Annotated in this window: 13 protein-coding genes and 2 pseudogenes; 4 read left to right on the top strand and 11 right to left on the bottom strand. The window is 40.3% G+C overall.

All coding sequences use genetic code 11. The annotated features are described in order from the left end of the window. Positions 1-14: 14 nt before the first annotated feature. Positions 15-1691: pseudogene (locus V7K35_RS12500) on the bottom strand (phospholipase D-like domain-containing protein). Between the two features lie 215 nt (positions 1692-1906). Between V7K35_RS12500 and V7K35_RS12495 the strand changes: the two are divergent. Further along, positions 1907-3076 carry a cysteine desulfurase family protein gene (locus V7K35_RS12495; protein ID WP_335079640.1) on the top strand — a complete coding sequence of 390 codons (1170 nt, stop codon included), beginning with the start codon at positions 1907-1909 and terminating at the stop codon, positions 3074-3076. Positions 3077-3226: 150 nt separating this feature from the next. After that, positions 3227-4315 carry a DNA methyltransferase gene (locus tag V7K35_RS12490; RefSeq protein WP_335079344.1) on the top strand — a complete coding sequence of 363 codons (1089 nt, stop codon included), beginning with the start codon at positions 3227-3229 and terminating at the stop codon, positions 4313-4315. On the opposite strand, the gene V7K35_RS12485 is transcribed toward V7K35_RS12490, so the two are convergent. Then, positions 4281-5198 carry a hypothetical protein gene (locus V7K35_RS12485; RefSeq protein WP_335079342.1) on the bottom strand — a complete coding sequence of 306 codons (918 nt, stop codon included), beginning with the start codon at positions 5196-5198 and terminating at the stop codon, positions 4281-4283. The genes V7K35_RS12490 and V7K35_RS12485 overlap by 35 nt on opposite strands. Beyond that, on the bottom strand, positions 5195-5458 hold the full coding sequence (locus V7K35_RS12480; RefSeq protein ID WP_335079340.1) for a helix-turn-helix domain-containing protein: 264 nt from the start codon (positions 5456-5458) through the stop codon (positions 5195-5197). The genes V7K35_RS12485 and V7K35_RS12480 overlap by 4 nt, the downstream gene beginning before the upstream one ends. 196 nt (positions 5459-5654) lie before the next feature. Between V7K35_RS12480 and V7K35_RS12475 the strand changes: the two genes are divergently transcribed. Then, entirely contained in the window at positions 5655-5855 is a 201-nt protein-coding gene (locus tag V7K35_RS12475; RefSeq protein ID WP_335079338.1) for a hypothetical protein, read from the top strand. A gap of 52 nt (positions 5856-5907) precedes the next feature. On the opposite strand, the gene V7K35_RS12470 is transcribed toward V7K35_RS12475, so the two are convergent. The 3 genes and pseudogenes from V7K35_RS12470 to ppsA form a co-directional block, all read right to left on the bottom strand. Beyond that, positions 5908-7416, bottom strand: coding sequence for a dolichyl-phosphate-mannose--protein mannosyltransferase (locus tag V7K35_RS12470; protein ID WP_335079336.1), 1509 nt, complete (start codon positions 7414-7416; stop codon positions 5908-5910). A 238-nt stretch (positions 7417-7654) separates the two neighbouring features. Further along, positions 7655-8080: pseudogene (locus V7K35_RS12465) on the bottom strand (XisH family protein). Between the two features lie 12 nt (positions 8081-8092). Continuing rightward, entirely contained in the window at positions 8093-10585 is a 2493-nt protein-coding gene (ppsA, locus tag V7K35_RS12460) for a phosphoenolpyruvate synthase (RefSeq protein WP_335079334.1), read from the bottom strand. Between the two features lie 190 nt (positions 10586-10775). Between ppsA and V7K35_RS12455 the strand changes: the two genes are divergently transcribed. Next, positions 10776-11180, top strand: coding sequence for a hypothetical protein (locus V7K35_RS12455; protein ID WP_335079638.1), 405 nt, complete (start codon positions 10776-10778; stop codon positions 11178-11180). Positions 11181-11632: 452 nt separating this feature from the next. On the opposite strand, the gene V7K35_RS12450 is transcribed toward V7K35_RS12455, so the two are convergent. The 5 genes from V7K35_RS12450 to V7K35_RS12430 all read right to left on the bottom strand — a co-directional run bounded on the left by V7K35_RS12450 (position 11633) and on the right by V7K35_RS12430 (position 15749). Then, entirely contained in the window at positions 11633-12070 is a 438-nt protein-coding gene (locus V7K35_RS12450) for a DUF29 domain-containing protein (RefSeq protein ID WP_335079332.1), read from the bottom strand. Between the two features lie 83 nt (positions 12071-12153). Next, positions 12154-12297, bottom strand: coding sequence for a hypothetical protein (locus tag V7K35_RS12445; RefSeq protein ID WP_335079330.1), 144 nt, complete (start codon positions 12295-12297; stop codon positions 12154-12156). 40 nt (positions 12298-12337) lie between these two features. Further along, entirely contained in the window at positions 12338-12682 is a 345-nt protein-coding gene (locus V7K35_RS12440) for a hypothetical protein (protein ID WP_335079328.1), read from the bottom strand. 36 nt (positions 12683-12718) lie between these two features. After that, positions 12719-13459 carry a hypothetical protein gene (locus tag V7K35_RS12435; protein ID WP_335079326.1) on the bottom strand — a complete coding sequence of 247 codons (741 nt, stop codon included), beginning with the start codon at positions 13457-13459 and terminating at the stop codon, positions 12719-12721. 361 nt (positions 13460-13820) lie between these two features. Then, positions 13821-15749, bottom strand: coding sequence for an alpha-amylase family glycosyl hydrolase (locus tag V7K35_RS12430; RefSeq protein WP_335079324.1), 1929 nt, complete (start codon positions 15747-15749; stop codon positions 13821-13823). Between the last annotated feature and the right edge of the window lie 108 nt (positions 15750-15857).

Genomic DNA, 15857 nt, shown 5'->3' with positions numbered 1-15857 from the left:
GCATTTGTATAATTTTACATGTTTTTAACTAAGTAGAATACAAACCATTGTAGGGGCGCATATCTGTGCGCCCGATTACTGCATTTTTCTAACGTATTAGCACTAACTCCTGGAACTCGTTCCAAGTCTTGTAAAAAGATAAACTTTTGCTGTTGACGGCTAATAATTATCCGCTGTGTTAACTTCTTACCAACGCCAGGGGGAGTTGCTAATTACTCTAGACTTGCAGTATTGATATTTATTTTTTTAATTGCTTGTGCCTCAGTTGATAAAGAAGTTTTTATCTGGGGACAGCGTGTTTGTTCTAATTTTATTTTTTCTTGAATTCCTGGTGGTAAGCCGGGTTTAACTTTGGTATAAAGACGAGCAAATTCTCGCACATAATGAGCAGCAACTATAGGACTTTCAATCACTACAAGCGTCTCATCATTACCCTTATTGGCAGCATCTGACCAATTATGAGAACCTGTAATTACTGTTTTACTATCAATAACACCAAATTTGTGATGCAATAAATCGCCTTTGGGTAACACAGGTACACCTACAGTAGTAATTGGATTTGACCAAGGATGGTTATCAAGTTCATATTTACATTTGTTACTGAGAGCAACCCCCATCATATCCAACGCTTCGCTATAAGGTCTATAGGCGAATTGTGGTTCAATTAAAGCGCGAATTTGCACACTTTGTTGATGGCGTTTTTCTAAAATATTCGCAAGACGCTGTTCGGAAAAGACAAATAACGCCATATCAATAGATTTGGTTGCTGAATCTAAAGTTTTAGCAATTAAACCATTACCACTGTTACTCCAAGGTTGAGTTGGAGAAGTAGGTGAAAATTGCACAGTAATTTGGGTGTTACCTAAAGTTATTTGTTTTGGTAAACGCGTCGGCTTTTGCAAACCAAATCGACTATCTGGCTGACCTCCCGGCCCATCACCCCACATGATGTTAAACTCTTGTGTAAATAAAGATGCTAATTCTGGGCTGTCAATCTGCAATAAATTATTGGCATTTCCTAAACTGCTGGAATTTGTAAAATCACCGGAAGTATCACTCAAAGTAAAATTCGCCGAAGTGATAATTACAAGACGATTGTCCACAATCACAAATTTGTGATGCATCAAACTGCTACCTGCTGAACCATCGGCTTGATCATCTATCCAGGGAATTTTAGCATTCTGCAAAATCACCAGAGCGTCTCTTTGATTTATTTCTGTGGGACTGAGTTGATTATCTTGGTTAATATCAATAAATTGGCGAAATTCGTGATAGCGTTCCTGTTCTCTTTTATCTAACTTACCTATTTCAGCAGATGTAAAGCTACTCCAAGGTCGGCTATAGGTATTTTCTAAAATTATCCTGACTTTTACCCCAGCTTTTTGTCTATCAACCAATGCTTGGGCAACTTTGGGTAAACGTAATTCTTGCACCGCCACATCTACTGTAGATTTAGCGTTTGTAATAGCATCGATAATCTTTTTTTCTAAATCATCCCCCAGGCGAGTTTGCTGACGGTAAGCTTCCTTGTATTCTGAAGACTCAGAATGGTTAAAGTAAACTTGAACTAAGGGGTCTTGTGGTAAAGGTGCTGGACGCTGATTGTAAGACTGGACTCGTTGACAACCAGCGAGGGGAAATATCAGTAAAAAGATATATAAAAAATATCTTTGTCTAGAGATAAGTTGCACTGTAATCTGTTAAAAGTGGATTGAGAGTGGACATATTTATCATTCCCAAAATTTTGTGTTTTAAATTAAGTAGAGAAATAGCTTTCCAAGTAAAGGGAAAAATCCACAGCTAGAGGCATTACAGAGATTTTTTCAGGATTTGTCCACTAAAACTGTATATGCTGACAAGAGCAGCAGCCTACTACCAACCTGTGTTCTCACCATTATTCAGTTATATGCAAATTTATCTAGATTACAGCGCCACTACTCCGACTCGAAAAGAAGCGATCGCAGTTATGCAAACAGTCCTCACCCAACAGTGGGGCAATCCTTCCAGCTTACACGAGTGGGGACAACGGGCTGCAACGGTTGTGGAACAAGCCAGAGTCCAAGTTGCTGGTTTAATTAACGCCGCCGATCCGGCATCCATAATCTTTACCTCTGGCGGCACTGAGGCAAATAATCTAGCAATTATGGGTGTGGCTCGGTTGTATGCTGTTCCTCAACATATAATTATTTCCAGCGTCGAGCATTCCGCAATTTCTGAGACAGTACGGTTGTTAGAGATGTGGGGTTGGGAAGTTACGCGCTTGTCTGTAGATGTTAAAGGTAGAGTCAATCCCCTAGATTTAAAGGCAGCCTTACGACATAACACAGTTTTGGTTTCCGTGATTTACGGTCAAAGTGAAGTAGGGACTGTGCAACCGATCGCAGAACTGGGTAAGATTGTGCGATCGCATGGTGCTTTGTTCCATACAGATGCGGTGCAAGCTGCGGGACGCTTACCCATAGATGTGCAACAACTCCCAGTAGACTTAGTTAGTCTTTCCAGTCATAAAATATATGGCCCCCAAGGTGTAGGGGCGCTGTACGTGCATCCTGGTGTGGATTTGATGCCTCTACTGGGTGGTGGTGGGCAAGAAATGGGACTGCGTTCTGGTACGCAAGCAGTACCGATAATTGCGGGATTTGGTGTAGCAGCAGAATTAGCAGCTGAAGAATTGGCTACAGAAACACCACGGTTGATTGAGTTACGCGATCGCGCTTTTGCCCAATTAGCTGAGATTCCTGGTTTAATTGCTACAGGGGATAGCTGCGATCGTTTACCTCACCATGTCAGTATGTGCCTAGAACACGCCGATGGCGAAAAATTCAGCGGTAAAGCCTTGGTACGACAACTAAACCTTGCTGGCATCGGCATCAGTGCTGGTGCTGCCTGTCACAGTGGTAAACTTAGCCCTAGCCCAATATTGTTAGCGATGGGTTATTCTGAAAAAGCTGCCTTGGGCGGAATTCGGATCACGTTGGGGCGTGATACGACTGAAGCTGATATAGATTGGACAGCGATGGTATTGAAGCAAGTTTTGCAAAGGCTGACACCGGATTTATCTTTAGTTAAGCGTTAAATTAAATCTCATAAATTACGTACCTGCGGGATAGAAAATATTGCGTATTAGCGTGTTTTTGGTTAATTTTAGTGTCTATCACTGTCTGAATATCCCAAAATAGGATAAATTTAAGAGGTACTCAAGTTTCAGAGCTACGTAAACCGATAAATGAGTCTATCTAACCCAGAACCGAGTTCCCCTATAATTTCAAAACGTAAGGCTACCAGTACAGTTGGTCGTGGAAAATTAGTCAACCTCAACACAAATTTAAATTTTTCTGCGTGGAATGATGAAAGCGTTGCTCTATATCTGGGTGATAGTCTCGAACATTACAACAATTGGGAGCAGCCTACAGTCATCGTTTCAGATGGAGCTTACGGTGTTCTTGGTTTTGAAGGAGACACTTCAGATCATATTGATTTACCTAATTGGTATGAACCTCATATTAAAGCATGGTCAAAAGCAGCTATACCATGCACAACACTCTGGTTTTGGAATTCAGAAATTGGCTGGGCTGTTGTGCATCCAGTTTTAGAAAAGCACGGTTGGCGCTATGTAAATTGTAATATTTGGAATAAAGGAAAAGGTCATATAGCAGGGAATGTTAATACAGAAAAAATTCGTAGATTCCCTGTAGTTACAGAAGTGTGTGTTCAATATGTAAGAGAAGTTAAAATCAACGAACTCACGTTAAAAAAATGGTTACTAAAAGAGTGGAAACGTTCTGGATTACGACTACGACAGGCAAACGATGCTTGTGGTGTAGTTGATGCTGCAACTAGGAAGTATTTCGATCAAGGACACTTATGGTATTTCCCTCCTCCAGAGATGTTTGAGAGGTTAGTGAACTATGCAAATGAGCATGGTAGTCCAGAAGGAAGACCTTATTTTTCTTTGGATGGCAACCAATCTTTAACAGGGCAAGAATGGAGTAAGATGCGCTCCAAATTTAAGTGTCCTTATGGTTTTACAAATGTTTGGGATCGCCAAGCTCTCCGGGGTGATGAGAGAGTTAAGACTCCTTCTGGAAAAGCATTACACCTTAATCAGAAGCCTCTCGACTTGATGAGCGTTATTGTTGAAGCGTCAAGTGATAAAAACGATGTTATATGGGAACCTTTCGGTGGACTGTTCAGTGCATCTCTAGCAGCGCGTAAACTGAGACGAAAAGCTTACTCTTGCGAAATTGATCCAGATTATTTTTATTATGGAGTGCAGAGATTTAATCAAGAAGTTCATCAATACTCTCTTCTCTAATCTCTAGATAATCTTGCAAATATTTCTTAATGCTGTCTTCTCTACGGCTTGATAGAAGCCTATTCCATTGACCAACTGTAATACTAGAAACTTCAATATTATAGACACGCTGCTTAAATTTTTCAATACCTGGATGCACGATTCTGTCCATCTTTGCGAAATTAGTATCCAATCTGTATTTGTACCGGATCAATAGTTCACGTAAAAGATGCTGATATTCTCTAGTTGGTTTATATATTTTTGCTTCAATACCCCATGAATCAACTATTTTTTGAGCTTCTAAAAACTCTTCGATAGATCCTTGAAATTTATAACCGCTAGTGTTTGTCTGCTGTAAATTTGCTGTTCTTTGAGTAGTATCTTCTGGCTCCAAAACAAGATAATCTGGCGGATTATGATAATGAGTATCTCTAGCTAAAGCTACCGACAAACCAGAGACAACACATACATCAAGAATACGAGGCTTGCCATAGATAATTTTATCAGGCAACCATGCCAGCATAACAACATAGGTTTGATCGTATTTAAAGTGATTTTGACTGTCTTTAAAGCGTGCTGTTATTTCTGTGGCTAATGGAAACCATGCTTTAATTTCTAATCCTGGTGTCGGTTGAACTTTTCCTACAAAAATAGTATCTGGAAAACCTGGATCTTGCCTCTGCCAGTTTCCAAAGCCAGAAAATTCATTTTGTTTATTCAAAAATTCAACTGTGTTAAATTCGATTAAATTTCCGAGTAAGGGTGAAAGCTTTGAAATAACTCTAGCCAAGTTTAGTGCCGCATTTACAGTTATAGGCTTAGATATATCTAAAACGTCAAAAATATGACCCGATAAATTGTCTAGATACTGGGATGCCAGCCTGATTACATCCTGTGTATTCATACTTCTTCCTCACAAGATGCTTCAAATATTCCTTGTTCAACTTTTCTGAGAATATCGCAAGGATCTACACCGATTACGCGAGTAACTAATAGAAACTCAATTACATCTAACCGCCGTTCACCATTTTCGTATTTGGCTACAAAAGATTGTGGCTTTTTCAAGGATTTAGCAAGCGTCTGTTGAGTTAGTTTTGCCTCCTTACGAGCCGCAATCATACAGCGACGGAATATTTCATAGTCCTGGCTGAAAATAAATTTCATTGTGCCTTAGCTTTAGCACTATGTATACGTTGAATACAATAAACCTATTTTCGGATAATCCCAAAATAGGATACTAGGATCTTAGCTGTAATGGTATTAAACCAAGTTTTGCAAAGGCTGACACCGGATTTATCTTTAGTTAAGCGTTGATCGCTCATACTAAAATTGAGATACAGCATTTGTCGGAGTGTTTTCTATGTCCCTGCAAAAGCTTAAAGAGCAAGCCCGTCAACTGCCAGTGAGCGTTGGCGAAGCCTCTTTAAAGGAGACTCGCCTTGAACTTGTCCGTGCGATTATTGAATCCTTGCAAGATGTTCCAACCCACCACCTGAGCGATCGCGAATGTTTCCAACATTGTTCGCACGTTGGAAAGAGTGAAATAAGGTTCTGTACATGATTTTTTTCTCACTTGTGAGAAATCTGGGTTAAGTTGGCCAATGCCCCTTTAATTAAATCCAAGAATTGAACCACATTCGCAGCTTATAACCGTTATGGGAGAGAGGTAAACCCAAATAAACGGGCATCCAGAAAATAAAAGCAACCAGAATGATAAAAGTAATAGTGACACCTACCGCCCGGAGTTGTTGATAATAACTGCGAAGACACTGATCAACAAACCAAGCGATCGCTAAAAATACAAACACTACTGCACACATATAGTGATAGATAAAAACACACCTCGTCACCTTTACCCAAGGTAATAAGTTCGCAGCATAATTTATAACTAAATACAAGGCAATCCAAGTATCAATACTAAGAGTTGCAGGCGCAGAAAAACGCTTTTCCTTCACCCAAAAAATCACTAATCGTGACACCAGCATCCCTACTAAAAACAATATGGCAGCGACACCAAACCACCATAAAAATGGATTGCCCATTGCATGGACATCATAAATAACTTGCCCAGCACCGACAGGTAAAGGCGGGCCCATTACAGGTAATGGTTCAGTGATACTTTCAGCCGTTTGATAATAATATGCCATTGGTCGAGTCATCAACGGCCATTTGTACCAGGCAGCACAGTAAGGATGCACGTTAGGACTATTGCCACCTAAATGTAAGTGAAACTTCAAAATTTGCTGATGTACTGCGATGAATCCATATGTTTTATCTAGTTGAAGATGGGGAATCCAGATGATGCTGTAGATAAAAGCTGGGATAATTCCTAGATAAAATAGCATCTGAAAAATATTTAGTTGAGTCAAGTTTTGTAATGGTGTCTGAGATGAGGGAGAATGAGTACTAAGTTCTGCTTCCTGACTCCTGTTTTCTACCTCTTTCAATGAGGGGGATATAAAAATAAGTTTGGAGTTAGGAAAAGAATGCATTCCCCGAATTACCCAAGCTGTTATCCAAATGAGATAAGCACCTGACAGAAACCATAAACCGTTCCACTTAGTACCGACTGACGCACCAAAAGTAATACCAGCAAAAACTAACCAAAATGAACGTCGCCGATTTTGGTTATCTAATGCCAATAATAAAAACCATTGCCCTAACAAACCAAAGATGACGATATAAATATTACTTAAAGCGTAGCGAGACTCAACTAGAAAGATACCATCACAAGCTGTGAACAAACCTGCTAGGATTGCAAAGCTACGACGATAACTCAATTGATAAGCGATCGCAGCCACAACTAAAGGGATAAATGAGCCTGTAAGGGCATTTAACCAACGATAAGTCCAAGGCGATCGCATTGAACCTGTCAGCCCATTGACAGTATCGTGCCAAAAAGGAATGTGACTGCCAATCCAAATGCCGATGCCGATCAGATATTGACTCAGCGGCGGATGGGCATTAAAAAATGGCGTATGCGTGAGATAATTATTACCGAATTTCGCAAAGTAAACTTCATCAAACACCAGAGTGTTGAATCTCTCTAGTCCCCAAAATCGTAAGGCAACTGAGAGAATAAATATACTCACCATGCCAATTCGGAACCACTTTTTATTCATTAGTCATTAGTCATTAGTCATTGGGCATTGGGAATAGGGAATGAGTCTTTGATACTCGCCGACGAGTCTTTGATACTCGTGAATGAGTTTTTGATACTCGCCGACGGGGTATCCAACTGCGAATAATCAGGCGTTCGGTTTCCAACAGAATTGTCATCTTACCTTTGACTAAACTAAATCGCCATTCTGCAAAATAGTAAGATACTTATGGTTGAGCAGTCAAAAGTTATGTAGACAATTACACAAACAAAATATGGCGATCGCTAATCTCCCGCTTTGGATTAAAAACGATCAAAGGAATTTTGTAGTCTTCCAATATAAGTTTACCAAGCGGCTCTTCCTCAAAAATATCAGTAAAAACATCCTCATGAACAGCGATATACAAAACCCGATCTCGATAATTGCGGCTGATGACATCAAGGTACGTAAAGTACTGACCAATCGCCTGTTCTAGGCTTGCTACTTCTGAGTCGCCACTGAAGGTTTTGATTTCTACAGCAATCTTCTATGTTCCTTTTTCTGCTATGAGCAACTTTTCCGCAGCCAAATCCACGTAAAGATCCTTTTTCCCCCACTTTAGATGAAAGGGATCGTTAGTAACAGTCCAGCCATCTTTAATTAAGGCATTCTTCAAGTTTTCGTGGTAACGGTCTTTAACTGCCATAAATTACTCGAATTAGGAATTAGTACCCTCGACTTTTGCCACTTCCAACATCGTCTTTAAAACCGAATCTGGATTCAGACTGATTGAGTCAATTCCTTGTTCAACCAAAAACTGAGCAAATTCTGGGTAATCGCTGGGTGCTTGTCCACAAATGCCGATTTTGCAGTTATATTTTTTTGCAGCTTTTATAGCCATTTTCACCATTTGCTTGACAGCAGGACTGCGTTCATCAAACAACCTCGCTACTAACGCTGAATCCCTGTCTATCCCCAGTGTCAGCTGAGTTAAATCATTGGAACCAATCGAGAAGCCATCAAATACTTCAGCAAAGTCCTCAGCCAGAATAACATTACTGGGCAACTCACACATCACATAAACCTGCAAGTCGTTAACACCCTGCTTTAAACCATTTTTTGCCATCTCTGCCAAAACCAAACGCCCTTCATCGGGAGTACGACAAAAGGGAATCATCGGGATAACATTCGTTAAACCCATTTCTTCCCTTACCCGCTTGATGGCATGACATTCTAGGGCAAAAGCTTCCCTGTAACCTTGATCATAATAACGTGCCGCCCCCCGCCAACCCAGCATTGGGTTTTCTTCGTGGGGTTCAAACTGTCGCCCACCTAACAAATTGGCATATTCATTACTTTTGAAATCTGAGGTTCGGACAATCACTGGTTTGGGATAAAATGCCGCCGCAATCCTACCTATACCTTGAGCTAATTTATCAACAAAATACTGGGGTTTTTTGTCGTAAAGTGCAGTAATTTCAGCAATTTTAGCTTTGACAAATTCATCTTTTAATAAGTCATAGTGAATTAACGCCATTGGATGAATTTGGATTTGGTTAGCAATGATAAATTCTGTCCGCGCTAAACCGACTCCATCGTTGGGAATTGTAGATAAACTCAATGCTTCTTGAGGATTACCAACATTCATTAAAATTTGAGTGCGGGTACGGGGTAAGTTCTCTAAAGGGACTTCTTTCACTTCAAAAGGTAATAATCCTGCATAAACTTTTCCTTCTTCTCCTTCAGCGCAAGAAATTGTTACCTCTTGACCAGGTTTCAAAATTTCTGTAGCATTGCCGCATCCCACGATCGCAGGTACACCCAATTCTCGCGCAATGATCGCTGCATGACATGTGCGGCCACCAGAATTAGTGACAATTGCACTGGCGCGTTTCATAATCGGTTCCCAATCAGGATCAGTTCTTTCTGTTACCAAAACTTCCCCAGGTTTGAACTGTTCGAGTTTCTGAACATCTAAAATTAGGCGTGCTTTCCCTTGACTAATAGCTTCCCCAATCGCCCGTCCTGTAACAAGAGGGATTGGGGATTGGGAATCAGGGAGGGAAGATTTTTCTCCATTCCCTATTCCCCATTCCCTATTTCCCAATACCAACCGATAACTCTGCAACACATTTCCCGTCTTCTGCGACTGGACGGTTTCGGGACGCGCTTGCACAATAAAAAGTTGGTTAGTAATTCCATCTTTTGCCCACTCAATATCCATTGGAGTGAAAATACCGTGGACTTGGGAATAATGGTCTTCAATTAAACACGCCCAATTTGCTAGTTGTAAAATCTCTTCATTACTTAGGGCAAATTTGCCTCTTTCGCTATACGAAACAGACACATTTTTCGTAAATTTAGAGCCGTCATCATAAATCATTTTCAGTTCTTTACTGCCCAATTTTTTATCGATAATTGGGCGGAAACCAGCTTTTAAAGTTGGTTTAAAAACATAGTATTCATCAGGATTTACAGACCCTTGAACAACATTTTCCCCTAAACCGTAGGCGGCTGTAATCAGTGCAGCATCCTTAAAACCGGTTTCTGTGTCAATGGAGAACATCACCCCAGAGGTTGCTAAGTCAGAGCGCACCATTTTTTGCACGCCCACAGCTAGAGCAATGCTAAAGTGGTCAAATCCCTTGGTGTGGCGATAAGATATGGCGCGATCGGTAAATAGGGAAGCAAAGCACTTGTGACAAGCTGCTAAAACTCCTTCAGCACCGACAACGTTGAGGTAAGTTTCCTGCTGTCCAGCAAAACTAGCATCGGGGAGGTCTTCGGCGGTGGCGCTGGAACGGACTGCAACATCTGTCTCTGCGTTGTATCGTTCACTGAGACTCTGATAAGCTTTAGCGATCGCCTCTCGCAATTCTACAGGAAATGGGGTATGGATTAATAGCGATCGCGCTTTTTTTCCCCGTTCTCGTAAATTTTTGACATCCTCAACATCTAAGTCAGCAAAAAGTTTGCGTAACTTTGCTTCTAACCCTGCCGATTGAATGAAATGATCATAAGCATAAGCGGTGGTGGCGAATCCAGTGGGAACGTTAATACCTTTGGGCGCTAGCTGTTGAATCATTTCCCCCAGTGAGGCATTTTTACCACCAACTACAGGGATATCAGCAATGCCAACTTCATCAAACCACAGAATCAGCGATCGCTCTTTTGCAGATCCAGATAAAGTGCTTTTAGATACAGTAGCCATAAATATTACCTTTTAAGTTTATACTCAATTCGATCAGTGCGTAACCACTAGTATATTTTTCCTATCTTCAATTTTAGATTTTGCAGCCAGCCAGGTGATTTTGGATTGTGCAATTAAATTGCAAACTATAGCCTAGAAATAACAATTATTCGAGATAATGGCTATATCTGAATACCTGAAGCAATCCACAATGGTGCAACTAGAACGACTGCTGAAAATGGCAGAAGATGAGCTAACCGAGTACAGCACTGATGCCCGTAAAATTGAAAAACTGCGCCGTAAAATAGGTTTAACAGTATCAGCAATAGAACAGCAGCAAGTCAAAGAGGAATTACTTGCTACTATAAAATCTAATATAATTACCCAAATTGTCGAAGAACAAAGACAAGCGGTAGCCTTACCATTTTGGGGAATTGCTGGATTGGGTTTGTTATTGGGAATTTCTTTAAATCAACCCATAGGCTTGTTAGCATCTGTAGTTGGGACTGTATTAGCTTACAGAATTCAGAAATGGGGTTGGAAATTGCAGGCAACTCGTTTATTGTTACAAACCTTGGAAGATATCGAAATACGTATTGCCAAACCAAATCAGTAACAAAATAGATCCACTTTCTAGAGAATATATTTGTGTCTATTTGTAGTTTAATATACAAGTTAATTAATTAGTTACTTGATTTACACGTCGTAAGTACTTAATAATTCCTTTGGGATCACTATAGCAAAAAAATTAGATATAGGATTTGATTCAGGTATTTATAATGCTGGTTTGCGTGGAGGCGAGGTCTTCTTTGTACCACTCATATCATGTCCGGTAAAAGACTTATTATTTAGGCTGACGCAAAGACACGGAGACGCTCTTACGCGGAGAAATTTTAATTGATTTGTGATTAGCCGGACATGAGATGGCGTTGCTGATTGAAAGTATGAATTAGTCTCACGCAAAGACGCAAAGAACCGTTGTTTAGTCATATCGAAAAATGCCAATTCATACTCTGATTCAGCAACGGACATGATATCATTCATATTGCTTAGGATCAGCAGTCTAACTTAGAGTAAGTCAGGATTAAGAACTTGTTCCATAGTGAAAGGACACTCAAGGGGAAAAGTTTCTATTGGCATTTGAGTCTCCTTCGCTGCGTCTCGACGGGCACGGCGATAATATTTCTCTATCCACTCCCAATCCTTAAGAAAGCGCTGCAAACTGGGAGTATCTTCCAAGCAATCTTGAATTTGGTTTCGGCTGTTAGAGATTGTGTTAACCCAACTTTTGGTTTTTCGCTGTGGTTGATATTGGCATTTGAGTAAGTGCATTAAAAGCACCTGCAAATAACTTCCAAGTTCCTTTTGTTCACTCCGACCCAAAGCCTCTAGTTCCTCTACCAAATGTTCAACGTCTAACTCAGCCCAGCGTCCTTTCTTCAGGCACTCAGCCTGTTGTTGTGTCCACAGTAGAAAGTCCTGATTGTAGAGTGTTGCTTTACTCATCAACAGTTACCCCTCTGCTTTCAACGACATTTATCATATTTTCGCCCAATGCAGTCCTGTAGTAGATATCTTACAAAAGTAATCTAGCAATTACTCCTCTCATCAGCATCGTCATCTTGCAAGTTGCATCGGGCACAGCAACCGTCACCGCCTAAATCTGTTTGTTGATTACTCTTGCCATGAACACTTGGACGCAATACTATATTGTTCTCCTTGGCTGTAATCATAGATGCAATCGCCAACACGATACTCGAATTTTTCGCTCTCTCACTTTGGAATTTTGTGAGGACTATGAACTCGGCAAAACTCGTCGTATTCTTGCAATGTCATCTTGTTCGTTACCTGCATCGCATACACAACGTAATCAGCGATATTCCCAATTGGTGACTGTGTAGAACCAAGTCCTACAACCCAATCTCCAATGCTTGCTACTCGTCGGATAACAGGCTTGCAAATTGCGAGAGTGCAAACTTCCCAGAATGGGTTAGGAGCCGAGCCATCATCGTAACGTAGGCAGTAGGAGAAGAATGTCATGAGTATAAAATTACTAAAGCAGCTAACTACTACATTAGTATGGCGCAGACTACGGTTTAGCACATTTATACTTGACATCTCCCAAAACTTTTGGATTTGCAGAAATTATTATCTTTATCGTCTCCTCACAGCAATTGTGTAATTAGGTAGATGTGAGGCATCTGTTTGAGTTTTCACAAGTCGCCAGTCATTATCTATATATAAATTTTCAAACACTTGAGAAGTTGCTAAGGATGTTTTTTGAAATTCATTAGCATGATTTATCTCTAGATTTTCTAATTTTACAGCTTTAGGCAAAGCCAGTTTTGACGCATTCAGTTTTACTTTAGTGTTAACTACATTAGTAAACCAGCTGTAGACTGATTCTAAAGTTAGAGGAATTTCTCTATTTTTAAAAGCCTGAAATCTATCAATGTTTTGAAGACACCATTTACCATTTTTAACTCCATATTTTTGGATCACCATGAAATCATAAGCTGGTAAATTTGATTCAAAACTATGGGATAAAGACGACTCTTTTCCAAGTATATAGCGAGCTATACTAGCACAGTAACCATCACGCTGGAAAATTTGGAAGGACTGCTCTTGTATTCTTTTTGGTAAACTTTCATGAAACGATATGGTAGACCAGATTGGTGTCCAAACACCCACTAAAAGCCGTAATTGCTCAGTTACACTTAAAACAGGATTATGTTGGCTCAACTTTATAAAATAGGGAAGTAATTCAGTTTTGTAAAATTTAATTTCGGCATTTAAAGTTTCTGGCTTTCGATCTTGAACTCGTGCTAAAATTTCATTTTTAACTTTTAGTGTTTTTGTAACACTTAATTGATTTTTTTGTAAGAGGTCGAGCATTACTATTTACCTTTTTATGATTTTTTTAGATGACTTGGTAAGAATTAAAAACTGATGAGTTTAATGCTTATCAAGGTATCATGCATCCCTTTATACTGTAAAAGGAAAGCCTTTTAGCTCCTCCTTTTGACAGTTATTTGGTGTTTATGTGCTTGATAGTATCTATTTTTACTAATAAAATGGTGTGATCCCGATCACTGTAAACTAAAATATATTCAACAAGTATTTAGAAATTAGAGTATTGCATACATCGAGTGTAGCGGCTTAAGACAGGGTAGGAGAAGCGCTATCAATTCACATCCAATGAAGTGCGAAGGATGAAAATTTTGCTCCTTTACACTTCATTATTTATCTGAAATTTCTAAGATTCTCTTCCCGATGCCCAGGTATCACGCCATTTTACAGTCCCTTCTTTGGCAATTACCCAGCGACGATTTACAAGATTTTCACGCAGAGGCGATCGCCCCTCCCGCCACATGGCATATTTATAAGCAATTAGCTTACCAGTACTCTCATCAAAGGGAATCTCAGCAGACCAGGTATTGGAGTTGATGTATTCTAGGGGATATGCTTTGCTGATATCCCAGTTACCCAACTCTGGGCAATCTCCAGTTACTACAATGATTTCACCGGGTTGGGTATCCACGCCATTGAGTTGGACGCGCACAATTGTCTGTGCTTTTATCCGTTCCCCAACGTGGCTGAAAACAATCACTCCCCGTTCTTCTAGTACTAAGTCATAAATTTTACCATCTTTCACCTCATACTTATTGCGAGTCACTACGCAGGTATGTTCCCCATCGGGCAATTCTGTCTCTACTTCCGGGAGAGTAACTTCTCCTCCCCGGTTTAAAGCGACAAAACATAGGGAATCACGATAACGACGCACATAACAGTAAATGTCGGGAGTGAGATATTTTTGCCAGTGGCTACCCATTGACACTGCGGGATTTAGTCGCCGTAAACCAGACAGCAGCCTGATGCAACGATAAATCTCACTCTCAGTATCCCAATTTTCCATCATCGGGCGGTTATAAGGGTCGTTACCACCGTCGGTATCGTTATAGAGATACTGTTCTGTACCGTAGTAAATGCAGGGAATGCCGCGAGATGTCATAATTAAGGCGATCGCAACCTTCAGCATCGCTGGATCGGGGTTCAGCGATTGGAAGCGGCACATATCATGGTTATCGATGAAAGTGACTAACTCTGCTGCACCGTTATAGCGATAATCCTGGTCAAAAATGTATTGAATTGTTTGGAATCCCATTTCTGAACCTTGGCCCAGTGCGGCTCGAATTGCCACACACAACCCAAAGTCTAGAAGTGTCATGCCTGAGTGGTTAACAAATTCCACTGAGAGATCGTCAGTAGGATTACTGTAAATCCATTCACCAAAAATAAATACATCTGGTTTGTGATTGCTCATATCGCCAGTGAATTCTTGCCAAAACCAAATGGGCATATGCTTGACAGTATCCACCCGCAGTGCATCTACACCCCGGTCTAGCCATTGTTTAATGGCTGACTTGATATACTCACGATATTCAGTATTGTTTTCATTAAAGGTTGCTAAACCAGATAGTTCACAGTTCTGAACTTGCCAATCGTCTTCCCAGTTTTGCACTTCGCCATAGTGGTGATACCAATTATCAACATCATCATTGAAGTCAGCAATTTTCACGCCATCATCATACAATTCACCTTTGCTACCGCTGGTATCAGGTGTGCTATGGTTACAGACAATATCTAGCACCAGCTTCATATTGCGCTTGTGCAGTTCCGCAATTAACCGATCAAAGGTTGTATTTTTTTCTTCTTGTGTGGCATTTAAAGAAGGGTTCTCTCCGTCAGCAATATAGCGAGGATTGAGCCGTTTAAAGTCTTTTGTCCAATAGCCATGTAGCGCTGCATTACCAACAAATAATTCTTCAACCTGCTCAAACAATGGAGTTAGCCAAAGGGCAGTCACTCCCATGTTTTTGAGATAATCTAATTTATCGATGACACCTTGCAAGTCACCACCCCAGTACTTACCCCATTCTTGTCTACTTGGATCGTACAGTTCTGAGTTTGCACCTTCGCTGTTATCTTGATCGCCATCATAAAAGCGATCGACCACAAGAAAGTAAATGGTTTCTTGACGAAATTCAATATCTCTGGTGTAAAGAAACTCTAGGTCAATCTCAGTCTCAGATGGTGGTGTTTCTATAATAGCTTGTACTTTTTCGTGTGCAGAATCAACTTTGTATTGATCTGGTGAAAACTGAGATGGAGGGGTTAGTACCATATAAAAAACTCAAAATTTCCTGAAGTTCACGTTTTCACGTTTGTAAAACCAACAATACAACGTTTCGAGTATTGTGTGTAACTACAAATTTCGGTATTGTGACATCCG

It is taken from the genome of Nostoc sp., from assembly GCF_036917275.1.
GTDB lineage: Bacteria > Cyanobacteriota > Cyanobacteriia > Cyanobacteriales > Nostocaceae > Nostoc.
This window is presented reverse-complemented; position numbering and strand designations above follow the sequence as displayed.